At 63.1% G+C, this 23,614-nt stretch carries 17 protein-coding genes; 10 read left to right on the top strand and 7 right to left on the bottom strand.

Annotated elements, in window-relative coordinates; genetic code table 11:
* Positions 1-54 precede the first annotated feature (54 nt).
* The 3 genes from C0V76_RS19050 to ribA all read left to right on the top strand — a co-directional run bounded on the left by C0V76_RS19050 (position 55) and on the right by ribA (position 3,117).
* Positions 55-798: an outer membrane lipoprotein-sorting protein gene (locus C0V76_RS19050; RefSeq protein ID WP_101944497.1), complete on the top strand. Its 744-nt coding sequence runs from the start codon at positions 55-57 to the stop codon at positions 796-798.
* Complete coding sequence (locus C0V76_RS19045; protein ID WP_101944496.1) at positions 795-2,078, top strand: hypothetical protein; 1,284 nt, start codon at positions 795-797, stop codon at positions 2,076-2,078. Before C0V76_RS19050 ends, C0V76_RS19045 begins: the two co-directional genes overlap by 4 nt.
* 394 nt (positions 2,079-2,472) lie before the next feature.
* Positions 2,473-3,117 (top strand): GTP cyclohydrolase II, encoded by a 645-nt coding sequence (gene ribA / locus C0V76_RS19040; protein WP_101944495.1) that lies wholly within the window; start codon positions 2,473-2,475, stop codon positions 3,115-3,117.
* Positions 3,118-3,292: 175 nt separating this feature from the next.
* Here the strand turns inward: ribA and C0V76_RS19035 are convergent, their stop codons facing one another.
* The 4 genes from C0V76_RS19035 to C0V76_RS19020 are packed head-to-tail and all read right to left on the bottom strand — an operon-like array spanning position 3,293 to position 10,108.
* Positions 3,293-4,801, bottom strand: a complete 1,509-nt coding sequence (locus C0V76_RS19035; protein ID WP_101944511.1) for an efflux transporter outer membrane subunit — start codon at positions 4,799-4,801, stop codon at positions 3,293-3,295.
* Positions 4,802-4,819: 18 nt separating this feature from the next.
* Positions 4,820-8,020, bottom strand: coding sequence for an efflux RND transporter permease subunit (locus tag C0V76_RS19030; RefSeq protein WP_101944494.1), 3,201 nt, complete (start codon positions 8,018-8,020; stop codon positions 4,820-4,822).
* A gap of 12 nt (positions 8,021-8,032) precedes the next feature.
* Complete coding sequence (locus C0V76_RS19025) at positions 8,033-9,193, bottom strand: efflux RND transporter periplasmic adaptor subunit (RefSeq protein WP_101944493.1); 1,161 nt, start codon at positions 9,191-9,193, stop codon at positions 8,033-8,035.
* A 39-nt stretch (positions 9,194-9,232) separates the two neighbouring features.
* The gene (locus C0V76_RS19020; protein ID WP_101944492.1) at positions 9,233-10,108 is read right to left on the bottom strand and encodes an alpha/beta hydrolase; all 876 of its coding nucleotides are present in this window, start codon (positions 10,106-10,108) and stop codon (positions 9,233-9,235) included.
* A gap of 134 nt (positions 10,109-10,242) precedes the next feature.
* Between C0V76_RS19020 and C0V76_RS19015 the strand changes: the two genes are divergently transcribed.
* The 7 genes from C0V76_RS19015 to C0V76_RS20360 all read left to right on the top strand — a co-directional run bounded on the left by C0V76_RS19015 (position 10,243) and on the right by C0V76_RS20360 (position 20,777).
* Positions 10,243-11,250: a LysR family transcriptional regulator gene (locus C0V76_RS19015; protein WP_101944491.1), complete on the top strand. Its 1,008-nt coding sequence runs from the start codon at positions 10,243-10,245 to the stop codon at positions 11,248-11,250.
* A 189-nt stretch (positions 11,251-11,439) separates the two neighbouring features.
* Positions 11,440-11,931: a sigma-70 family RNA polymerase sigma factor gene (locus C0V76_RS19010; protein WP_101944490.1), complete on the top strand. Its 492-nt coding sequence runs from the start codon at positions 11,440-11,442 to the stop codon at positions 11,929-11,931.
* Positions 11,913-12,896, top strand: a complete 984-nt coding sequence (locus tag C0V76_RS19005) for a FecR domain-containing protein (protein ID WP_101944489.1) — start codon at positions 11,913-11,915, stop codon at positions 12,894-12,896. The genes C0V76_RS19010 and C0V76_RS19005 overlap by 19 nt, the downstream gene beginning before the upstream one ends.
* Before the next feature lie 283 nt (positions 12,897-13,179).
* Entirely contained in the window at positions 13,180-15,957 is a 2,778-nt protein-coding gene (locus C0V76_RS19000; RefSeq protein ID WP_158239297.1) for a TonB-dependent siderophore receptor, read from the top strand.
* 56 nt (positions 15,958-16,013) lie between these two features.
* Positions 16,014-18,836: a M16 family metallopeptidase gene (locus C0V76_RS18995; protein ID WP_101944487.1), complete on the top strand. Its 2,823-nt coding sequence runs from the start codon at positions 16,014-16,016 to the stop codon at positions 18,834-18,836.
* Positions 18,833-20,551: an ABC transporter ATP-binding protein/permease gene (locus C0V76_RS18990; RefSeq protein ID WP_101944486.1), complete on the top strand. Its 1,719-nt coding sequence runs from the start codon at positions 18,833-18,835 to the stop codon at positions 20,549-20,551. Before C0V76_RS18995 ends, C0V76_RS18990 begins: the two co-directional genes overlap by 4 nt.
* 103 nt (positions 20,552-20,654) lie before the next feature.
* A complete protein-coding gene (locus C0V76_RS20360) occupies positions 20,655-20,777 on the top strand; it encodes a hypothetical protein (RefSeq protein WP_256376440.1) in 123 nt (40 codons plus the stop codon).
* 23 nt (positions 20,778-20,800) lie between these two features.
* Here C0V76_RS20360 and C0V76_RS18985 read toward each other — a convergent pair whose 3' ends face one another.
* The 3 genes from C0V76_RS18985 to C0V76_RS19980 form a co-directional block, all read right to left on the bottom strand.
* A complete protein-coding gene (locus C0V76_RS18985) occupies positions 20,801-21,994 on the bottom strand; it encodes an MFS transporter (protein WP_101944485.1) in 1,194 nt (397 codons plus the stop codon).
* A 131-nt stretch (positions 21,995-22,125) separates the two neighbouring features.
* Positions 22,126-23,091, bottom strand: a complete 966-nt coding sequence (locus C0V76_RS18980; protein ID WP_254048304.1) for an alpha/beta hydrolase — start codon at positions 23,089-23,091, stop codon at positions 22,126-22,128.
* A 229-nt stretch (positions 23,092-23,320) separates the two neighbouring features.
* Positions 23,321-23,548: a hypothetical protein gene (locus C0V76_RS19980; protein WP_101944483.1), complete on the bottom strand. Its 228-nt coding sequence runs from the start codon at positions 23,546-23,548 to the stop codon at positions 23,321-23,323.
* Positions 23,549-23,614: the final 66 nt, after the last annotated feature.

The raw sequence follows: 23,614 nt of genomic DNA, 5'->3' as shown, positions 1-23,614 counted from the left end.
GACTGAAGTCGGCCTTACAGAACCCGATGTCCCTGAATTAAATGGAGACTCACCATGAAGAAACTCATCGCACTTTCACTGGCTGCTGTGGCCATCTTCGCCACCTCGCTCAGCCAGTCCGCCATTGATGGCATCGCCATCTTGCAGAAGGTCGACCGCAATCTGGAACCGGAGAGCTACGAGATGTATCGCAAGCTCATCAACATCGAACCGGACGGGACGAAGAAGGAATTCGTACTGTTCTCGGTGAAGAAGGGCAAGGACAACGTCGCCGCCCTGTTTCTCTCCCCCGCCAGCGACAAGGGCCGCAGTACGCTCCGCCAGGGTGACAACATGTGGCTCTACGTGCCCAGCGTAGGCAAACCGATGCGCATCACCAGCCAGCAGTCGATTACCGGCGGCGTGTTCAGCAATGCCGACATCCTGCGGATTGATTACACCGAGGAATACACCGTAACCCGCGCCGAAGATCAGGGCGACACTTACCTGCTCACACTGAAGGCGAAAACGGTGGAAGTCGCCTACGACCAATTGAAGATGGTGGTCGACAAGAAAACCGTACTGCCACTTGAAATTGAGGCCTTTGCTTCCAGCGGCATGCTGATCAAGACCTTGCGTTTCAAGGACATCAAGGACTTCGGCGGCGGCATCAAGCGGCCAGCTACGGTCGAGACGGATAGCCCGCTGTACAAGGGTTACAAGTCGGTGATGCTCTACTCCGGTCTGAAGAAGCGCGTGGTCAGCGATGAAGTGTTCACGCAGGGTTTCATGTCGCGCCTGGAGGAGTTGCGTAAATGAAAGCATGTGCTGTGGCCATGCTCTGGATACTCTCTGGCATGGCTGCGCAGGCAGAGGAGTTTGTATTCGATGCCAGCGAATTCGAGAAAAAACCTTACGAGTTCGGCGGCTACCTCGAGCAGAAGTTCGAAACGCTCAGTCTGCGCGGCGACAGCTCGGCTTACCGTATTGCGTACCCGGGTGAAGCACCGCGCGACTGGCTCAATCGCACCACGACCACCCTGGAGCTTTCCGGTAAGACCAGCTGGCGCGGCTTTACAGCCGATGCACGAGCCCAGGCTAGTTATGCGGCGGACACCCTGCTCGAACGCGTGAGCTATGGGGCCTTGATGGACGGTGGCTTACGCTGGAGCGCGGGGCCTGCATTGACAGTGGACCTTGGCAAGCGCGTGCAGCGCTGGGGCAAGGGCTATGCCTGGAACCCAGTGGGGTTTGTGGAACGCCCCAAGGATCCGGTCGATCCTACTGCCAGCCGGGAGGGCTTTGTGATGGCTGGCGTAGAGTGGAACCGCAGCCTTGCCGGGCCGGTGAGCGCCCTTGGTCTGACAGGGCTCGCCGTACCCACAAACGACAACCTGAATAATGATTTTGGCAAGCAGCAGAACCCTAATCCGGCTGCGAAACTTTATTTGCTCGCCTGGGATACCGATGTAGATCTGATGTGGCGGGGAGAGGGCGCGCGTCCGCAGAGCTTCGGTGCCGACTTCTCGCGCAACCTGAGTCCTGCGCTTGAAGTGCATGGCGAGTGGGCGCGCACCCTGGATGCGACGCGTACTACGGTCAGCGAAAGTGGCGTCTCCAGCAGCACGCCACTCGATTACAACGCATTTCTGATTGGCCTTCGCTACCTGACTCTTGGCGAGATCACCCTGATAGGTGAGTACTACCACAATGGTGGTGGCTATACGGCAGATGAGCTGGACGATTACTACGCCTTCATGGACCGCGCTACGGTTCAGGGGGCCTCAGCCAGCTTGAGCAGCAAGGCGCGCACGGTGGCTCAGTCCGGCTATGCCAAAGCCAATCCCGGGCAGGACTATCTCTATCTGAAGGCTAGCAAGGCTGAGCCCTTTGGCTGGCTTTATGGCAGCGTGGCGCTGACCACCATGGCCAATATCGGTGACGGCAGCTGGCAGATCCAGCCCGAAGTCAGCTATACCGGCTTCTCGAATCTCGAACTGCGTAGTCGGGCGATTTTGCTCGGCGGGCCGGAAAACGCTGAGTTCACGACCAAGACTTCGAACTGGCGGCTGGAAGCCTATGCGCGCTGGTTCTTCTGAATGCCTGCGCGCTGTGCAGAGACGCCGCGCTCTTTATTTCACGGTAAGTGTTGAGCAGATCGCCATGGCCGATCCGCCCCTTTGTTTGGGTACAACGAGCTGGCGCGTTCCGGTGAGGCAGGCCCAGTGCAAGGGGCTGCATGTTCCCAAATCAGGGCGGATCACTCAATTCATCACCTGGCGATGGATTTTGGCGCAATGCATAGACGAGATAGTGCTTTGGGCTTGGGCACAAGGCCGGGCAAAATAGCGGATTCCTCCGGAAGCGCGGCGTACATCGCTAGTGGGTCGCGATCACTATCCCTTGAGCCTCGGGGCGGGATGCTCCGGAGTTTTCGAACCACCTCAGAGCGCGGCTGTCGAACAGCCTTCGAGCAGTCAGGTTTGTCAGTTCATGTCCATCTTTGATCAGATTTCTCAGTCCGTCCTGCCGACAGCGCATGGCGAGTTCCGTGTCCATGCCTTCCGTGAGCATGGTGGTGTGGAGCATCTTGCACTCGTGCGCGGTGTTGTCGAGGGGCAGACCGGGGTGCTCGTCCGCGTGCATTCCGAATGCCTGACCGGAGACGTTTTCGGTTCGCGGCGCTGTGATTGCGGTGAGCAACTGGAGCTTGCCCTGCAACGCATTGCGGCTGCGGGCACCGGGGTCTGTATTTATGTGCGGGGCCACGAAGGGCGCGGCATCGGCCTGCAGCAGAAGATTGCGGCCTACGCCAAGCAGGATGAGGGCCTGGATACCGTCGAGGCGAATCTGGCGCTTGGGCAACCGGCCGATCGTCGCAGCTACGCGGCGCCGGCAGAAATACTGCGCCATCTGGGTGTTGTCAGCATCAGGCTGATGAGCAACAACCCGACCAAGCGACAGGCGCTGGAGCGCGAGGGCGTGAAGGTACTGGAGTCGCTATCACACGAAGTGCCCTCCAATCCGGACAACCACCGTTACATGCAGACCAAACGGCAGCGGATGGGACATGTGCTGCGTTTGCCCGATAGCCCAGAAGCCCAGCCCTCGGAGCCGGAGCAGGCCGACGCGCAGTGACGCAGGGTTGCCCGCACCGGAGGATGCCCTTCAGCGCGCGGCAATTGGGGCTTGGGCGAATTTCACTTATGTGACGACTGTTCTGCCCGGCAAGCCTCCGCATCATGAATGCGGGGCCCGTGTGAGGGCGGACTTGGCCCCGCCTGCTCACACAGGTGTTTTCACTGCTTACGGGTCAATTGACGGCGGCCTGTGCCTGCCACCCACCGCCAATGGCGCGGATCAGGCTGACCGTAGCCCGCGCCTGTTCAGCCTCGAGCTGAACGGCTACGCGCTGTTGCAGCAGCACGCTGCGATCGGCATCGATCACATTCAGGTGGCTGACCGAGCCTTCACGATATTGGACCTGAGATAGCCGGGCGGCCCGCCGGGCCGAGCTGACGGCTTCGTCCTGAGCCTGTGTCTGGCTTTCGAGCAGACGCAGATGGGCCAGGTTGTCCTCTACTTCCTTGAACGCGCGCAGCACCGTCTGCTGGTAGTTGGCAGCCTCTTCGAGGTAGGCGGCACGTGCCTGATCCACCCCCGCCTGACGAGCGCCACCATCGAAGACCGGCAGCGAAAGCAGCGTGCCGACCATCGGACCCAGCAGGAAGGTGCGGCTGCTCCATTTGAAAAGATCGCCCAGCTCGGCTGACTCGTAACCCAGTGCCCCGGTCAGCGAGAGGCGCGGGAAGAAGGCGGCCCGCGCCGTGCCGATGCGAGCATTGGCGGCGGCCATCGCGCGTTCGGCGGCGGCGATGTCCGGACGTCTTTCGAGCAAGGTGGACGGTAGCCCGGCCGGCACTTTCAGCTCAACCCGGTCGAGCGGCTGAGGGGGCAGGGCGAAGGCGGCCGGCGCCTCGCCGAGCAGGATGGCCAGGCTGTGTTCGGCCACGGCACGCTGGCGGGCGATGCCGATGGCTTCCGAGCGGGCCGAGGCGAGTTCGGTTCGGGCGGTGGCTAGCTCCAGCTCGCTGATGTCTCCTTCATCGAAACGGCGCTGGAAGAGGCGGGTGCTTTGCTCGCGCAGCGTGACGGTGTCTGCATACAGCGCGGCCAGGGCGTCGAGTTCGCGCAAGGAGAAGTAGGCATTTGCGACATCGGCCTGGATGGCCAGTTGCAGTGAATGGAACAGGGCTTCGCGCTGCGCACTGGTGGCCGCCGCGGCATCGACGCTGCTGCTCACCCGGCCGAACAGGTCGGCTTCGTAGGCAACGGTGCCTTGCGCCCGCCACAACGTCGAGATATCGGTGTCGGCGTCTGCAGCTAGCCCTTGCGAGGCTGGCGAGGGGCGCTGGCGGGTGGCTCCGGCGCCGATACCGATCTGCGGGAAGAGCGCCGAACGGGCGTTCTGTTGCAGGGCACGGGCCTGGCTCAGACGGGCAGCGCCGGCCTTGAGATCCTGGTTGGCCGCTGCGGCACGGCTTTCCAGTTCGTTGAGCGTCGAATCGGCAAAGGCTTTCCACCATTCACCGCGCGGGGCGTTTTCGGCGGGTTCGGCGGTCTTCCATTGCGCCGCAGTGGGTGCCTCCTTGAAGGCGGCCGGCGTCTCGACCTGCGGTGGCTGATAGGCCGGGGCCAGCGAGCAGCCGGCCAGCGTCAGCAGTGCCGCCAGCAGCGGGAACAGCCGGGTGGCCGTACCCCGGCTGCGGGGCCTGACCGCCGCCGGGGCGGCATGGAGGGCGGGCGAAGTGAGATGTTTCATGTTCATTTCTCCTGGGGGTCAGACCGCACGCTGAGGGGCGGTGTGAGCCGGGGTGATCGGAGCCTCATGCGGAGCTGCGGTGTGCAGCTTGTGGCGCTTGTCGAGGGTGCGCAGCAGCACATAGAAAACCGGGGTCAGGAACAACCCGAAGAAGGTCACGCCGAGCATGCCGAAGAAGACGGCAATCCCCATGGCATGGCGCATTTCGGAGCCGGCACCACTTGAGATGACGAGCGGGATGACGCCCATGATGAAGGCGATGGACGTCATCAGGATCGGGCGCAGGCGCAGGCGGCTTGCGTCGATGGCCGCATCGATCGGGGTCGCGCCCTGCAGTTCCAGTTCGCGGGCGAATTCGACGATCAGGATGGCGTTCTTGCACGCCAGGCCCACCAGCACCATCAGCCCGATCTGGGTGAAGATGTTGTTGTCACCACCGGTCAGCCAGACGCCCGTGAGCGCGGCCAGGATGCTCATCGGCACGATCATGATCACTGCCAGCGGCAGGGTCAGGCTTTCGTACTGTGCCGCGAGTACCAGGAAGACCAGCAACAGACTGATCGGGAAGACCCAGATGCCGGCGTTGCCTGCGAGAATCTTCTGGTAGGTCAGATCGGTCCACTCGAAACGCACGCCTCGCGGCAGAGTGTCTGCGGCGATGCGCTCGACGGCTGCCTCGGCCTGGGCCGACGAATAGCCGGGTGCCGGGCCGCCGTTGATATCGGCGGCGGTATAGCCGTTGTAGCGCACGACCATTTCCGGGCCGAAGGTGGAGTGCACCTTGACCAGCGAGGAGAGCGGCACCATTTCGCCCTGATTGTTGCGCGTCTTCAGTTGCAGGATGTCCTCCGGATGGGCGCGGAACGGTGCATCGGCCTGGGCGCGGACCTGGTAAGTGCGGCCGAAGCGGTTGAAGTCGTTCACATACAGTGAGCCGAGGTAGATCTGCATGGTGTCGAACACATCGGTCACCGAAACCCCTTGTTGCTTGGCCTTGACGCGATCGAGATCCACATCGAGCTGGGGCACGTTGATCTGGTAGCTGGAGAACATCGGCCCCAGTTCCGGCGCTTTGGATGCTGCAGCCATGAAGGCATTGGCGGCCGCATTCAGCTCGGCGTAGCCGATGGCGCCGCGGTCCTCGATCTGCATCTTGAAGCCGCCCACCGTGCCCAGGCCCATCACCGGTGGTGGTGGGAAGACGGCGATGAAGGATTCCTGGATCGCGGCGTATTTCTGGTTCAGCGCGCCGGCGATGGCGCCTGCCGAGAGTTCCGGCCCATGGCGTTCATCAAAGGGTTTCAGGGTCACGAACACGATGCCAGCGCTGGAGCTGTTGGTGAATCCGTTGATCGACAGGCCGGGGAAGGCAATGGTGCTTTCAACGCCCGGTTGTGCCAGCGCGATTTCACCCATCTTGCGGATCACCGCTTCGGTGCGGTCGAGCGAGGCGCCGTTCGGCAATTGCGTGAAGCCGATCAGGTACTGCTTGTCCTGGGCCGGCACGAAGCCGCCGGGCACCAGATAGGAGATGCCCACTGTCAGCCCCAGCAGCACGGCATACACGCCCATCGCCGAGGCCTTGCGACCGATGACGCCGGTGACGCCGCGGCCGTAGCTCTCGGAAGCGCGACCGAAGAAGCGGTTGAAGGCTGCAAAGAAGCCGCCGAACCAGCGGTTCATCTGCCGCGTCAGCCAGTCCGGTGTTTCGCCGTGGCCCTTGAGCAGCATGGCGGCCAGGGCCGGGGACAGGGTCAGCGAGTTGAAGGCCGAGATCACCGTCGAGATGGCGATGGTCATCGCGAACTGCTTGTAGAACTGGCCGGTGAGGCCGGTCATGAAGGCGAGCGGCACAAACACGGCAACCAAAGTCAGCGCGATGGCGATGATCGGCCCGCTGACTTCGCGCATTGCCCGGTAGGTGGCGTCGCGAGGCGTCAGCCCGGCCTCGATGTTGCGCTCGACGTTTTCAACCACCACGATCGCGTCATCGACCACGATACCGATGGCCAGCACCATGCCGAACAGCGACAGGGCATTGATCGAGTAACCGAAACCGAGCATCAGCGAGAAGGTGCCGACGATGGAGACCGGCACGGCGAGCAGCGGGATGATCGAGGCACGCCAGGTCTGCAAGAAAACGATCACGACCAGCACGACCAGCAGAATGGCTTCGAGCAGGGTGTGCACCACGGCCTTGATGCTGGAGCGCACGAACTGGGTCGGGTCGTATTCGATGCGGTATTCCACCGAGGCCGGGAAGTCTTTTGCCAGATCGGCCATCGCTGCGCGCACCTGGGAGGAAACCTCGAGGGCGTTGGCGCCGGGCGATTGCATGATGCCCATGCCGATGGCGGGTTTGTTGTTGAGCAGTGAGCGCAGGCCGTATTCCGCTGCATCGAGCTCGACGCGGGCGACGTCAGCCAGGCGGGTAACGCTGCCGTCGGGAGAGGTCTTGAGCACGATGTCGCGGAACTCTTCCTCGCTTTGCAGGCGGCCCTGGGCATTGACCGAAAACTGCATCGGCGTGTCCGGCGCGCTCGGCGAGGCACCGATCACGCCGGCTGCAACTTGCACGTTCTGCTCGCGGATGGCGCCCACCACTTCACTGGCGGTCAGGCCGCGCTGGGCAACTTTCTGCGGATCAAGCCAGACGCGCATGGCATAGTTGCCGGCGCCCCATACCGAGACTTCGCCGACCCCGGAGATGCGGGCCAGCCGGTCCTTGACGTTGAGCACGGCGTAATTGCGCAGATAGGTGGCGTCGTACTTGTCGTCCGGCGAGATCAGGTGCACCACCAGGGTCAGCGTCGGCGAGCTTTTCACCGTCGTCACCCCCAGGCGCTGCACATCCTCGGGCAGGCGTGGCAAGGCTTGCGAGACGCGGTTCTGGACCAGTTGCTGGGCTTTGTCAGGATCGACGCCGAGCTTGAAATTGACCGTCACCGTCAGATTGCCGTCGCTGTTGGCCTGCGACTGCATGTAGAGCATGTTTTCGACGCCGTTGATCGACTCCTCCAATGGCGAGGCCACCGTTTCAGCAATCACCTTGGGGTTGGCGCCGGGATATTGGGCGCGCACGACGACCGAAGGCGGCACGACTTCGGGATACTCCGAGATCGGCAGCTGGAACACTGCCAGCACGCCCGCGAGCAGAAGCAGGATGGAGAGTACGCCGGCGAAGATCGGCCGGTCGATAAAGAATTTTGAGATGTTCATGACGGTGAGTCCTCAGCCCTTGGCGGCAGCCGGCACGGCAGCGCCCATCGGGACGATGTTGGGGGTCACCGGGTCGCCCGGGCGTACCCGTTGCAGACCGTTGACCACGATGCGTTCGCCGGCCTTGAGACCGCTTTCGACGACGCGCAGGCCGTCTTGCAGACTGCCCAGGCGGACTTCCCGGTAAGCGGTCTGGTTGCCTTCGCCGACCACCAGTACGAAGCGCCTGGCTTGGTCCGTGCCGACCGCTTTTTCATCGATCAGCACGGCATCACGCTGGCCGGATGCGCCAAGCCGGATGCGGGCATAGAGGCCGGGTAGCAGCTTGCCGTCCGGATTGTCGACCAAGGCCCGCAGGCGGATGGTGCCGGAGCTGCTGTCGAGGCGGTTATCCACCGAGCTCAGCCGCCCCTGAAGCGAGTAGCCCTCGTCGTTGGCGAGGCCCAGATGGATGGGCAGTGCCTTGCCCTGGCTGCCACTGACGACCTTCAAGTAGCTCTGCTCGTCGACATCGAAGGCGGCATAGATGCGATCGGCGGAGACCAGCGAAGTCAGCGCCGGGCCGTTGCCGGGAGCGACCAGATTGCCAACGGTGACTTCTGCACGCGAGACGCGGCCGGTGATCGGCGCGGTGATGCGGGTGTATTCGAGATTGAGCTGGGCAACATTGAGCGCAGCCTTGGCCGCCTGCAGGTTGGCTTTGGCTTCGCGGGCGGCGTTCTGCTTCTCGTCGAAATCCCGGCGGGCGATGGCGTTTTCGGCCAGCAGTCGTTCGCCGCGCGCCAGATCGCTGGCGGTGTAGGCGACGCGAGCGTCCATCGCAGCGAGCTGGGCTTCGGCACGGGCTACCTCGGCAGCGAAGGGGCGCGGATCGATGGTGAACAGCAGCTCACCCTTCTTGACCAGGCTGCCGTCCTTGAAATGCACGGCAGTCAGGATGCCGGAGACCTGGGGATGGATCTCGACCCGCTCCACTGCTTCGAGGCGGCCGGAGTATTGCTGCCATTCGGTGACTGCGCGGCCGATGACTTCGGCGACATCCACCGTGGCCGCGGCCGGCGCAGTGTTGGGGGCTGCACCGGCCTGGCCGTGGTAAACGGCGAGACCAGCTCCGAGACTGAAGAGGCCGGCCAGGGCGGCGGCGAGAACGAAGCTTTTTTGGCGTAGGGGCATGATGATTCCTCTGGGGGGTTTGAATAATGGGGGCGGGGCTTATCGGGTTTCTGACGAGGATCTGGGGGGGCTTTGGTGTTCATTGCGCTGATCCAGCGCGTCGGGCGGGTCTGCCGGAATCTCTTGCTCGCCAAGACGGCGGCGCAGGAAATGGGCAATTTCAGCCAGTGCTGGGCGGTGGCTGGCCAGTGCAGCGTGCTTGAGGCCGGCCAGGCGCACGACCTGAGTGGCAACGCCGGCGGCGATCAAGGCTTCGGCATAGGTCTCGGCTTCCTTGTGCAGCACGTCGCATTCCGCCGTGATGATCAATGCCGGCGGCAAGCCTGCCTGGCGTACCGAAACCAGCGGCGACGCGTAGGGGTGCAGGCGCTGGCGCGGCTGGGGCAGATACTGGCGATAGCAGTCGGCGCAGGTCGCGGCGCTGAGATCCGAGTTCAGGCGGGCGCCGTCACCAAGGCGGGTCATGCTCGGGTCGAGCATTGGTCCGACCAGCACCTGGGCCAGGATGGCCGGGCCATTGCGATCACGGGCAATCAGGCTCAGGGCTGCCGCCAGGTTGCCGCCGGCATCGTCGCCGGCAACCGCCAACCGCTCAGGAGCGCCGCCTAGTTCGGCGGCGTGCTCAACGGCCCACCGCGCAGCGGCATAGGCATCCTCGGGGGCCGCTGGGAAGGGCTTGGCCGGGGCCAGGGCGTAATCGACGGCAATGACCAAGGCCGGCGTGTGCTCAGCGATAAACGCTGCTGCGGCATGGGCATCATCCAGGCTGCCGCCGATGAAGCCACCACCATGGAAATAGAGCACGATGGGCAAGCCCGCCCGGGCGGTGCCGGGGCGGTATACGCGCAGAGCGAGCGGGCCGGCTGGGCCGGGAATGCTCAGGTCTTGCGGCGGCTGCGGGGTGGTGGCTTGCATCGCATCCAGGGCAGGAGACTGCCAGAAATTGGGATGGAGCCATTCTCTGCGTTGTTTCTGGCTGGATAAATACGTCGTTTTAAACAATACTATTCATCAGCAGCAAACAATCAAAGATCTCAGGAGATCGCAGGATGGACCGTTTCCAGGCCATGCAGGTGTTTACCCGGGTGGTAGACGCCAACAGCTTTACCCGTGCGGCAGACATGCTTGGCCTGCCACGGGCAACCGTGACCACCATCATTCAGAATCTCGAGGCCCTGCTGCGGGTACGCTTGCTCAACCGGACCACGCGGCGCATCAGCCTGACGCCGGACGGGGCCGCCTACTATGAGCATTGCGCCCGCATCCTTGGCGAGGTCGAGGAGACTGAGGCGTCGTTTCGGGATGTGGGGCAGGGGCCCAAGGGGCGCCTGCGTGTCGATGTGCCTTCGCCTATTGGTCGCCTCGTGCTGATCCCGCGTCTGTGCGAATTTCGCGCGCGCTACCCAGATGTCGAGCTGGTCATCGGCATGGGGGACCGTCTGGTTGATCTGGTACGTGAAGCGGTGGATTGCGTCATCCGGGCCGGTGATTTGCAGGATTCAACCCTGGTGGCCCGGCGAATCGGTGCGATCAAGATGATTACCTGCGCGACACCCGATTACCTCGAACGCTATGGCGTGCCGCATAGCCTCGATGACCTGAAGCAGCATGTTGCCGTGCATTATTTTTCGCATCGTACGGGCCGCAACTTCGACTGGGATTTCATTGTTGATGGTCAGACGACGCCCTTGAAGATGCAGGGCAGCGTTTCAGTCAATGACATGGATGCCTACATTGCCTGTGCCTTGCAGGGGTTCGGCATGATCCAGCCGGCCCGCTTTACCGTTTTGCCCTTGCTTGAATCGGGGGCGCTGGTCGAGGTCTTGCCCGAGCTGGCGCCAGCGCCAATGCAGATTTCGGTGGCCTACATGCAGAACCGTCATCTGTCACCGAAAGTGCGTGCATTTGTCGACTGGGTGGCTGAGCTGTTCGGCGCCTGTCCTCTGTTAGGTGGGGTGGATAGCGGGAGCGGCGAGTGCAGTTATGCCGGTGACGCCGGGTACAACACGCTGCGGAACGAGATTGCGTTTCAGAACGTACTTGAGCAGACGGGTTAGGCGTGGCGCTCGTCGGGCCCAGGCTGCAATACCTGCGGCACAGGCCCTTGAATAGAGTGGCGCTGCACCGGCCGGATGGAGGCGTTCGCAAGGCCTGAGCGAATTCGGGCGATGTAATGGCTCTTGTGCGAAGCACCTGTATAAATGATAATCATTCTCATAAATACATAATGCTTCCCCTGACACACAATGCTTGCCCTGACTCACGAAGGCCTCTACCGCGAGCACCACTCCTGGCTCACGGGATGGTTGCGCGGGCGTTTGGGATATTGCTCGGATCGGGCTGCAGACTTCGCTCAGGAGACCTTCCTGCGCATCCTGCAGGCGGGTGAGCGGCCGCCCGAGCTGGAACAGCCGCGACAGTACCTGGCCACCATCGCGCGTGGTTTGCTGGTCGATCATTTCCGTCGTCAGGACTTGGAGCGTGCCTATCTTGCCGAGCTGGCCAGCTTGCCGGAGGCCGCCCAGCCGTCGCTTGAGGAGCGGGCCATCCTGCTCGAAACCCTGCTCGAGATTGATCGCATGCTGGATGGTCTGGGTGCCAAGGCCAAGCGGGCCTTCCTGCTGTCGCAACTGGATGGCTGGAGCTATGCCGAGATCGCGACCGAACTCGGCGTGTCGGTCAGCAGCGTGAAGAAGTACATGCAGAAAGCGGTGCTGCAATGCCTCCAGTGTCTGTGAAGGCAGAGCAGAGCGGCGGTGTTGCCGTGCATCTGGAGGCGGCGGCAGCCTGGTATGTACGTCTGTGCTCCGGTGAGGCGAGTGCTACGGACCACGCCGCCTGGCAGCGCTGGCACGACAGTTCCCCCGAGTGCCGCGAGGCTTGGTCGCGCGTTGAACGCTTGCAGGGGCTGCTGACCCAGGCACCCGCCCAGACGCGCCGTGCGCTGGATGCAGCGGCGTCAGGCAAGCGCCAGCGCCTTGCAGCCTGTGCCGGGCTCATGCTGGCGTGTGGCCTGGCCTTTCTGTTGATGCGTGCCTCACCAGAAGCGCCCGTCGAATGGGTGGCCACCGCACAGGGGGAGCGCCGCGTAGTGAAACTCTCGGACGGTAGCCGGCTGCTGTTGGGCTCAGCGACCACCGTCGGCATCTCCTTTGATGCCCGGCGACGCGAGCTGCGTCTGAAAGACGGGGAGTTGCAGGTGCAGAGCGGCCACGATCCGGCGGCGGGTACTTCGCCCAGACCACTCCTGGTGGTGGCGCGGGACGGGCAGGTCAGGCCGCTGGGAACCCGCTTCACCCTGCAACAAGACGAGTCCGGCACGACACTGGCGGTGCAGGAGCATGCGGTCGAGCTAACCCAGCCGCAGCGGGAAGCCTCGCCGCTGCGTATCGCGGCCGGGCAGGCCGTGCGTTTCTCGGCTAGCGCCGTCGGTGTGCCGGTAGCGTCATCGGCGGCTGATGATGCCTGGACGCGAGGTTTGCTGGTGGTGTTGGACATGCCGCTGGCGCGTTTCACGACTGCGCTCGCACATCAGTCCGGCAAAGCCATCGAATGCGATGCGCGGATTGCCGGCCTGCGCGTGTCCGGCAGCTATCTGGTCGATCAGCCCGCCCACTCACTGGAGAGCGTTGCCGCTCTGCACGGATTGCGTGTCGAGACCACAGCAGCCGGCGCCTTGCGTCTCTTGCCCCGGCGCGACTGATTCGGCTGGCTAGCCACAGGCGAGCGGGCCGAAATCCGGAGCGTGTTGCTCATCAGCTGCGCAATCTGACCAAGGATTGGCTTTCACTCAGGGCAGGCCAGGGCGGACTCCGCACTGTGCGCAAAATAATTTGCTGCGGAGAGTGTCCTTTTTGTGCGCTCGTTCGGCCTACCGAATGAAACACTTCTCATTCGCAGGCTACAACATGTTTTTACTTCCCCCGCGCAGCCCGTTTTCTCCCCTCGCCACAGCGGCTTGCCCAGCGCGTCCGCAGCCGCTTGTCATGGCCCTGATGGCAGCCAGTCTGGTCATTGGTTTGCAGGCCGGCGCTCATGCTCAGGCAACGCCTGCCTCCAGCCCACAGCGTCAGTATGCAATTGCCGCCGGGCCGCTCGCCGAGGCCTTGAACCGCTTTGCGGCCGAGGCCGGCGTGGTGCTGGCTTTTGATGCAGCCCAGCTCAAGGGGCTAGAGTCCAAGGGCGTGCAGGGCCGTTTCGGCACAGCTGCGGGCTTTGCGGCGCTGCTCGCGGGCAGTGGTTTCGAGGCTGCACAGACGGCCTCGGGCAGCTTCGTGTTGCGCCGCACGCCCGCATCGGCACCCGCCCGCAAGGCCGCCACGGAAAATGCTAGCGAGGCACCGGAGCTTGCCGAGGTCAAGGTCGTTGCCCGTCATCTGGCCGGGGTGGATAAGCTCGATCGCCAGATGATCCGCAACATGCCGGCGATTAACGGGGATCTCACCAGTCAGCTCAAGCTCAATCCGAACATCCAGTACAGCGAAGCCCAGCTCTCTTCGCAGACGGCTGGCGAGATAGCACCGGCGGAGATCAGCATTCACGGCGCCAAGCCGTATCAGAACGAAATCCTGCTGGATGGTGTGTCGATTGCGAATGATCTCGACCCGGGCAACAAGATCGTCACCACCAATCCTGAATACATCCCGGGCAATGCCCAAGCGCTGGCGATCGACAGCAGCATCCTGTGCGATGTGGAGGTCAAGGATTCCAACGTGTCCGCGGAATACGGGCGCTTCACCGGCGGTGTGGTGGACGCAAAGATCTGCTCGGCACGCAAACGCTTTGGCGGCAGCCTCGCGATTGGCTACACCTCATCGGACTGGACTCACCTCTTCATCGATCCGGCGAAACAGGAGGAATTTGAAAACTCCTCCACAGCGGACAATCAGCCCCGCTTCAAGAAGTGGACCTACAAGACCACCCTTGAAACCCGCCCGGATCCCTCCTGGGGCCTTCTGATGAGCGTGGTTCGCAAGCAATCCGACATTCCGCTCAACCGCTTTTCGACGACCAATGCGGGCACCACCGAGAGCCGCGAAGTCACCCAGCAGCGGATCCAGGACACGCTGGTGATCAAGACCGACTTTGCCCCCGCCGGCAGCGCCCACAAGGGGGATGTTTCGCTCGTCTATGCACCGACGGAGAACAGCTACTTCATCGAGAACTATCGCAACAGCGATTACACGATCAAATCCGGCGGTCTAAATCTTGCGGGGCATCTGGAGTCGAGACTGGCGCCCGCCACGCTCAGCCAGCAGATCTCGTTTTCCGAAACCGACCAGTCGCGCCGCAGCGATGCCGATTACTACCGCGACTGGCGCTGGTCGGCGGACAAGAACTGGGGCGATGCCAGCCAGAGCAATGCCAGCAGCGGCGAGGGTGCTTTCGGCGACATCGACCAGAAGATGCAGAACCTGGGCTACAAGCTCAAGTCCGCTTTTCATGAACTCTCGCTGGGCGACACCCGGCACCGCGTCAGCAGCGGCCTCGAGTACCAGCAGAAGCATGCCGAGTACACCCGCCTGAAAGACACGCGCTATTACCTGACGGTGGCCGATCTACCAACTTCCGGTGCGATCTCGCGCTGCCAGACCAGTACCGGTGCACTCGATAGCGAAGCCTGCTCCACCACGCCGACGAAGGGCAAGACGGTGGGGCAGTACTTTCGCCGCCTGATGACCTACAAGGCTGGCAGTTTTGATGTGGATGCCAACACCTGGGCGGCCTACCTGGAAGACGAGGCAAGCTGGCGCAATCTCAAGCTGCGTCTGGGCGGTCGTGTGGATCGCGATTCGCTGACGGCAGACACCAATCTTTCACCGCGTTCGAGCCTCACCTGGCAAGCCAGTGAGCCGCTGTCCTTGAATATCGGTGCCAACCGCTATTACGGCCGCAACCTGTTCGCTTATGCGATGCAGGAAAAAGTCAGCTCGCTCATCTACACCCAGACTCGCAGCGGCACCCTGGCCTGGAGCAGCGCGACCCAGACCAAACCCAGCAATCGCCTCGAGGATATGCGCAGCCCGTATGACGATGAGCTGACTGCCGGCCTGAACTACGACAGCGACTGGCTCAACGGGCCCCTGAGCCTGCGTTTCACCCGCCGTGACGGGAAGGATCAGATCGTCAAGCGCTTGGTGACCAAGCAGACCGATTGCAACAGCAACCAGTGCTACGTCTACACCAATGAAGGTGGCAGCCTGAGCAAGGATCTGACGCTCAGCTGGAACAGCAACAAGGCCTTCAAGTCTGGCCCGGTTGCCACCCGCTTCTGGTTTGCCGTGAACAAGAGTGATGTGAAATCCAATTACTCGACTTACGCGGATGTCTATGGCACGGCACTCGCCAATGACGAAATCATCCAGTACGACGGCAAGTTCATCCGTTATTCGGAGATGCCGGCTGACAACTACAACCGGCCCTGGACGCTGCGCATCGGTGCCATGAGCAGCCTGCCGGCACAGCAGCTGAGCTTCACCAACATCCTGCGTATCCGCGATGGCTATCGCCAGATGTTGCAGAACGGTGAAACCACCTACGAAGGCACGACGGTGGATGTATGGGAGCAAACCTCGCTGCCGCGCTCGATCGCACTGGATACGGTGATCAGCTGGACGCCGCGCATCCACGCTAACCAGAGTCTCGAAGTGAAGCTCACGATCGAAAACATCACCGATCAGAAGAACAAGACTTCCGCCAGTTCCACCTACGCCACCTACGAGCGCGGTCGCAGCTTCGCACTCGAACTCGGCTACTCGTTCTGACCGCCCCCGTCATCACCCGTCTAGCCGCGCCCTCGCCGGGTGCGGCAGGAGTCTTCATGCCGTTCATCTCTCGTTTCTGTTCAGCCGCCTGGCTGCGGGCCCTATTCCTACTGGTTGCTTGCGCGCTGCCGCTGCTGGCCAGTGCAGCACCGGAGCCCGGTGCATTCCTGTGGGATCCTCGTGTCGTGCGCGGAGAGCTGGCCAATGGCTTTCCCTACTACATCGTGCCAGTGAAGGATGGCTCGGCCCAGGTCTCGATGCAGCTCGTGGTGCGCGTCGGCTCGCTGGACGAGCGCGATGACCAGTCCGGGGTCGCCCACATGGTCGAGCACATGGTTTTCCATGCGTCGCAGAAACATCCCGAAGGCTTGCGGGACTACATGACCAGCCTGGGTTGGCAAGTCGGCAGGCACTACAACGCGCAGACCAACTTCGAGCGCACGCTCTACATGCTGTCACCGGAAAAGCGCCCAGAGCGGATGATGGCCGCGCTCGACGTGCTGGCAGAAATCGCCGGCGGCGCAAAGATCCCGGATGCTGGTCTGGAGAGCGAACGCAAAATTATCCTTGAGGAGTGGCGGACCAAGCTGGGCCTCACCGAGCGCATGGAGCGCCAGCGCCGTGCGCTGCTGCGTGCCGGTTCGCTTTATCCGGCCCGCCCCACCATCGGCAGCGAGGCCAGCATCCGTACTCAGCCGGCCAGTGCCTTGCGCCGCTTCTATGCTGACTGGTACCGGCCGGGCAATATGGCTTTGCTGATCGTCGGAGATGTCGATCCCGCCGAAATGGAGCTGAAGATCCGTGCTCGCTTTTCCGGGCTTGAACCGGCGGAGCTACCTGCCCGCAATCCAGCTGATCCGGTGTTGGGCACCCAGCTGCGTATTGCGCGTGTACAGGATGCCGAGAGTGGTACGAGCCAGGTGGGTTGGGTGTTTCGTTTTAAGCGTGACCCGGAGCAGAACCGGGCCGGTTTTCGCAATCGCCTGATTGATCGCCTGGCCGAACGTTTGGTGCGCCATACAGTGCGCCAGCGGGCGGGCGCACTGCCATCTGCGGTGGAGTCTCTCACCAGCAGCCGGGGCGAGTTGGGCGGGAACGTGGCTTCGCTCGGTTTCGCGGCAAGTGTGGCGCTCGGAGGCCATCAGGAAGGGCTACGCCAGATCCTGCTGGCTCAGGAGCAGTTACGGCGTGAAGGCGTGGATCGCAAGGCCTTGGCCGAGGAGATAGCGGAGGTCCACCGGCTCAATGACAAATCGCTGGAGGGTCATGCCAGGCGTGACATCAGCACCTGGCAGCAATTGTTGGGGGAGGCCCTCGTGGAGAGGCGAATCCTGCAGGATCCACAACAGAAGCAGGCCGAGGTGAAGGCCATCATGGCCAGCATCACGGCGGCGGATGTGGAGGCACGCGTGCGCGAATGGCTCGCCAGCCCGGATCAGCTGCTGTTCATGCTGGCACCCGGTCTGAGCCCGCTACGCCTGCCTAGCCAGGCCGAGGTGGAGGCCCTGCGCGCACGCATTGCGTCCGAGCCCTTGCCGGTTCCTCAGGCGGCGCCTGCCAAGGTGGTAGCGCGGGCGCCGGAGCCGGGCCCGGTCGGTCGGCTCATGGCCGAGGAGGTGGATGAAAAGAACCATGTCATCCGCTGGAAGCTTTCCAACGGCGATGAATTCATCTGGCATCGCACGCAGGACCCGCAGCTCCGCTTTGCCGCCCGCTCGGCAGCCGGCTATCGCCAGTCGGGAGCTCCGGCCTGGCAGTGGCAGATCGCGGCCCAGCTCGCACGCGAGGCCGATCCCGCCACCCAGCCGCCGGGCAGTTTGAGCCGCTGGGCGAGCGAGCAGAAGTTGAACCTCAATCAGGAGCAGAAGGACGATAGCCTGAGCTACAGCGGGCAAAGCACAGCGGCCCAGCTGGAAGATCTTCTGCGGCTTTATGCGGCGCGGCAGACGGCCAGCCGTATCGATCCGCAGGCCTTGAGTGGCAGCCTGCGCCAGCTTGCACGCCAGATCGCACGCCAGCCGGCCAGTGTCAGCGCCGCGCTGGCTCGCGAAATGGCCGTACTGCGTTTCGCCGCTGCCGAGCTCGACGCTTCCCCCACCGCCGAAGCGCTGCTGGCGCTGGAGGGTGAGGCGGGACAGGCGCGCATCGAGGACTTGGCAAGGCAGTTGTCTGCCGCGCCGGTGCGCTACTTCCTGGCCGGCGAGATCGAGCCTGAGGTGCTGCGTGGGTTGCTGGGCCGGCATCTTGCAGGCATTCCGCGCGACCCGGCATCGGTGGCCGCCGAGCCCTTGCTGCAGCGCGCGGGCCGACATGAGTCGCGGCTGGCCATCGGCATTGAGCCGCAGGCCAGCGTGCGCGCCATCGGCAGTCAGTCCATGAACTGGTCACCCGAGCGCGCGGTGGGCGTTGCCATCCTCTCCCGCGTCGCTTACCGCGTGTTGCGCAGCGAGCTTCGGGAAGCGCAGAACGGCATCTACCGCCTGAACTTCACGATGACGCTCGACCCCGCGAGCGGGCGTCTGGGCAGCGAGCTGTATTTCACCACCGACCCGGCACGCATCGATGAGCTCTGGGGCCACGCACACAAGGTGCTGGCCACACTGCCAGCGCGGCTCGACGATGCCCTGCTCGAGGCCGAGATCCGGAACATGAAGGCCGCCGAAGGACGGCGGCGCGAGGATGCCGGGTCACGCTTCGCTCGCCTCCAGCTGAGCTATGCGCGCTGGGGAGATGCCCGCTATCTGGCGGACAGCCAGCACCTGCTCGACGGCATGAATGTGCGGACCCTGCGCGCGCTCGCTGCCGAGCTCGCCCTCACGCGGGACATGGCCAGCGTAATCCTGCTGCCGGCGGTGGAAGGCAAGGGGGCCGGCCAATGAGCGTGCTGCGGGATTTCTGGGCGCTGGCGCGCCCGTTCTGGGGCACGCGGCACAGCCGCCTCGCCTGGCTGCTGCTGGCGAGCGTGATCGGCATTGGTGTGTTGCTGGTGCAGCTCAACGTGTGGTTCAGCTACTGGAACAAGGATTTCTACGATGCGCTGGCGGTGGTCGATACCGCCCGCATCTATCCGCTTCTGGGCAAGTATTGCTTGCTGGTCGCAGCCGCGGTGGTGATGGCGGTGTATCTCGACTGGCTGCGCAAGCTGCTGATCCTGAAGTGGCGGGCCTTCATGACCGAGCAGCTGATGGCGGACTGGCTGCACGACAACGCCTTCTACCGCCTCGGCCTTGCCGGCGAGCCGGACAACCCCGACCAGCGCATCGCTGAAGACGTGAACCTGCTGGTGACCGACAGCCTCGACATCCTGCGCTCCTTCATCAGCGCGGTGACGCGAATCGTGTCTTTCGCTGGCATGTTGTGGGGGCTCTCCAGCGATCTGGTACTGCCTTTCGTGGACCAGTCGGTGCGCATTCCGGGCTACCTCGTCTGGTTTGCGCTGGGCTACGCGATCTTCGGCAGCTTCGTGGCCGAGCGCATCGGCCATGTGTTGCAATCGCTCAACTACGAACAACAGCGGCGCGAGGCCGATCTGCGCGCTGAGCTCTTACGCCGGCGCGATCATGCCGAGCAGATTGCTTTCTATGGTGGCGGGGCGCATGAGCATCGCCGGCTGATGCAACGCTTCGGCGAGATCGCCGGGAACTGGCGCGCCCTGATGAATCGCGAGCGGTCGCTGGGTTTTTTCTCGGTCAGTTACAACCGGATCAATGGACTGGTACCCATCTTCGCAGCCTTGCCATCTTTCATGGCCAAGTCCATCACGCTGGGTGGCCTGATGCAGATCAGCACCGCCTTTACCCAGACGGCTTCAGCGCTCAGCTGGTTCATTCAGGCGTATGACGAGATCGCCAAGTGGAAGGCCACCGTGGCACGCCTGACCCAGTTCCGGCTGGCGATTGAAAACACCCGGGTGAGCGTGCGCAGCTTCGAGCAGGCCGAGCGCCTGGAAGCGCTGGGCATGAATGTGAATCTGCCGGATGGCCGCGCCTTGCTGGAGCAGGTGAGTTTCCGGGTGGAGCCCGGCAGCTGGGTGCGCCTGGCCGGGCGGAGCGGGCTGGGCAAGTCGAGCCTGCTGCGCTGCCTCGCAGGGCTGTGGCCTTACTTCGAGGGCGAGTTGCGGCTGCAGCGGGGGCGCAGCCTGTTCCTGCCGCAGCATCCCTATCTCGCCACAGCCAGTCTGGCCGACATCCTCTCCTATCCCGCAGTTCATCCACTGCCGGAGGCCGCCATGCAGCAGGCCCTCGTGTTGAGCGGGCTGGGGGCCTTGCAGACACGTCTGGCGGAGGAAGCGGAATGGTCGCGCGTGCTCTCCGGTGGTGAGCAGCAACGTCTCTCGATCGCCCGGGTGCTGTTGCAGCGGCCGGATTGCGTGTTCATGGACGAAGCCACCAGCCAGCTCGATGAAAGCGCGGCAGTGGCATTGCACGAGATGCTGCGGCGTGAATTGCCGGGCATGACCCTGGTCAGCGTGAGCCACCAGAGCCGGCTTGCGAACCTGTTCGATCACGCGATTCAACTGGAGCAGGGGAGCGAGCCGAAGTCTGTTCAGACTCACGCCCATGAATCGGGGTTAATCCCCTGCTACGCGACTTGAACCAGGCCTGTACGGGCGAGCCCCGGCCAAATCGGCGGATGCATCCGGCCAGAGTGCTCGTCAGGTGCAGGCATGGAATCCCTCTCAAGCGTGGAGGTAAGCCATGAACGGCCGCTCTTTGCACGCAACGATCAATCAGTCGGAAGTCGGTCGCTCGCAGCAGGTGGGCGGCTTGTGGAGCTTTCAGCACGCCATCATCAAGGACATGATGAGCCGGCTGGCTTGATCACGGATTTTCGGCTGAAGTATTCAGAGCGCAGGCCGGAGGCGCTTGCCGTTGCCCACGATAAGTGAAGCGAGCACCAGAAGAAGCGTACTGCCGACGAAAGTTGCCTGAATCGACACGTGATCCAGCAGCAGGCCACCTAAAGCGCCGCCGAGCAGGATCGCCAGCTGGATGGCGGCGACGATCAGCCCGCCTGCGCTCTCAGCCTGATCGCTGACTCCATGTGCCATCCAGGCAGACCAGCCGACCGGAATGGCGGAATACAGCGTGCCCCAGATGAACAGCGCAATGGCCACCGGCCACAGCAAGGTGCTGACCTGCAGCAGCACCAGCGTCACGATGGCCAGTGCAAAGGGTGACCAGCCGAGCAGGCGATAGAGGTGTTTGTCCAGCGTGATGCTGGCGCCGCGTGTACCCACGAAGCCCGCCAGACCCAGGGCGAAGAGCAGCATCGAGAGCTGGGGCAGGCTCACATGCGTCTGGGTTTCCAGAAAGGGCCGAAAATAGGTGAAGGCCGAGAAGGCGCCAGCGAAAGTCAGCATCACCGCCGGCAGTGCAAAGCGCACGTTGCGGCGTTTGAGTAGGCCCAGTGGCCCCAGTGCTGCGCTGCCTACCTGTGGCGGCAAGGCTGGCAGGCTGCGCCAATGCCAGACAAGGTTCAGCGCAACGATGGGCACCAGCACCCAGAACACCCCGCGCCAGCCGATGATGCCGCCCAGATAACTGCCAATAGGGGCGGCGAAGGCCGTGGCTACCGCATTACCCATGTAGAGCGTGCCCAGCGCACGCGCGACCTGATCGGGCGGCACCAGGCGCGTCACGGTTGCGGTGGCCAGCGACCAGAAGCCGCCGATCACGATCCCCAGTAAGGCGCGCGCCAGCATCAGCAGGCCGAAGTTGGGCGCCATCGCAATCATCACCAGCGAGATCAGCATGGCGGCCGTGAGCGCCATCAGCACCGGCTTGCGATCGAGGCGGGCAGTGAGCCTCGCGATGCCCAAGCTGGCGATCACCGCGAAGAAGCCGGAGATCGAAATCGCCTGACCAGCGAGTCCATCCGTCGCGTTCAAATCGCGTGCGATGGGCGTGAGCAGGCTCACTGGCATGAACTCGGCGGCGATCAGCATCGCCACGCATAAGGACATGGATAGCACGGCGTGGCGACGCTGCTTCTCCGTCAGGCCGGAGAGGGCAGACTGTGAGGGGAGGGGAGGCATGGGGTTTCTCTACTGAGGGGGCATGCCCGCCTTGTAGGCGGCGGGCTACGCAGACTTAGCGCTAAATACTTCAGGGCGTGAGGCCTGTGAGCCGGCTTGCCATCCAGGCGCGCCAGCTCGGCCCCGGGGCATTACTTCAGATGCTTGCTGAAGAAGTCTGCGATGCGATCGTAAGGAATCTTGCCTGCCTTGTTGTCGTAGAGATCAACGTGCGAGGCACCCTTCACGATCAGCAGCTCCTTCGGCTCCGCAGCGGCCGCATAGGCGGTTTCGCTGAAGTAGCGCGAGTGCGCGTTCTCGCCGTGAATGAAGAGAACTGGGCGCGGCGAGATTTCCTTGATGTAGCTGAGGATCGGCATGTTCATGAACGATAGCGGCGTGGTCTGCGTCCAGGCATTGCCGGAGTTAACCGCACGCTTGTGGTAGCCACGCGGGGTGCCGTAGTAGTCGTAGTAATCCTTCATGAACTGCGGTGCGTCGCTGGCCGGCTGGCTGTTGTAAGCCGGCTGGTAAGCGGGGCTGCCTTTTTCGGCATCCACCCAGCGCTGGCGGCTCATCTGCTCCAGCGCTTGCGTGCGTTGCTCCAGGGCCATGCTGTCGTTGTAACCCTTGGACATCACACGGGTCATGTCGTACATGGTGCTGGTCACAACCGCCTTGATGCGCTTGTCTACCGCCGTGGCATTGAGGGCCATGCCACCCCAGCCGCAGACGCCGATGATGCCGATGCGTTCGCGATCCACCGCAGGATGCAGGCCGAGGTAATCCACAGCGGCGCTGAAGTCTTCGGTATTGATGTCGGGAGAGGCCACATTGCGCGGCTCGCCGCCACTCTCGCCGGTGTACGAGGCATCAAAGGCCAGCGCCGCAAAGCCGCGCTCGGCCATGGTCTGCGCATAGAGGCCCGAAGACTGTTCCTTCACCGCGCCGAAGGGGCCACCTACGGCCAATGCGGGCAATCGCTTGTTGCCGCGATCCTTGGGCAGATAGAGATCGGCCGCCAGCGTGATGCCATAGCGGTTCTTGAAGCTGACCTTCTGATGATCGACCTTGCTGCTCTTGGGGAAGGTCTTGTCCCATTCCTGTGTCAATTGCATGGTGTTTCCCTTTTCGGTTTCCGCTTTAGCGGCCAGTGCGGAATGCGCAAGCGCCATCAAGGCAGCGCAGCCAACAAGCGCACTCTGGATGAACTTCTTTCGCGAGATGTGAATGCCCATTTTTACGATCTCCGTGAATTGGGTAAGGCTGTAGTCGAACACCCCGCGAACCGATCTATGCGTGGCTGACGATAGGGAAAGTCTAGAAATATGCGAGTTCGAGGCGGTATCACAGACCGGTGGTTTTCTTGCCTGATTCTGCAAACACGCATTGCCGCACGTGAGCGGCACTCGGCTGCTGGCCAGATTGAGCGATGCAAGCCCCAGCGTTGCAATGCACCGGAGGCTTCGGCTCGATGCCGGCGAATTCCTGATGAGTGCGCTCGCCCGGTGCCTTGCGCACCTCTGCTAGGGCGGCCCCACCTTCAGGCCGGCGCACCAGCGCGAAGAACTGCATGTGCCGGAGTCTGCGCTGCGGCAATTCGAGGTGTGAACAAAGTCCCGGTTGTCATGAATTTCACGC

Source organism: Uliginosibacterium sp. TH139, assembly GCF_002855595.1.
GTDB lineage: Bacteria > Pseudomonadota > Gammaproteobacteria > Burkholderiales > Rhodocyclaceae > Uliginosibacterium > Uliginosibacterium aquaticum.
The sequence above is the reverse complement of the archived record's forward strand: the minus strand, read 5'-3'. Positions and strand labels throughout refer to the sequence as shown.